Origin of the sequence: Helicobacter ailurogastricus (assembly GCF_001282945.1) — a bacterium.
GTDB lineage: Bacteria > Campylobacterota > Campylobacteria > Campylobacterales > Helicobacteraceae > Helicobacter > Helicobacter ailurogastricus.
Window position 1 is genome coordinate 1 of the sequence record NZ_CDMG01000007.1, and the last position, 311, is coordinate 311.

Annotated in this window: 1 protein-coding gene; it reads right to left on the reverse strand. The window is 56.3% G+C overall.

Annotated features, from left to right (window positions below; all coding sequences use genetic code 11):
• Positions 1-31: 31 nt before the first annotated feature.
• Positions 32-311, reverse strand: a 280-nt coding sequence (locus HAL07_RS05130; RefSeq protein WP_156295949.1) for a phosphotransferase, incomplete at its 5' end; no start/stop codon positions are given.

The following is a 311-nucleotide window of genomic DNA, read 5'->3' on the forward strand; positions in this document are numbered from 1 at the left end:
AAGTTATTTGCATTTAAAATTCCTTGCGTGGTCAGAAGAACTCGTCAAGAAGGCGATAGAAGGCGATGCGCTGCGAATCGGGAGCGGCGATACCGTAAAGCACGAGGAAGCGGTCAGCCCATTCGCCGCCAAGCTCTTCAGCAATATCACGGGTAGCCAACGCTATGTCCTGATAGCGGTCCGCCACACCCAGCCGGCCACAGTCGATGAATCCAGAAAAGCGGCCATTTTCCACCATGATATTCGGCAAGCAGGCATCGCCATGGGTCACGACGAGATCCTCGCCGTCGGGCATGCGCGCCTTGAGCCTG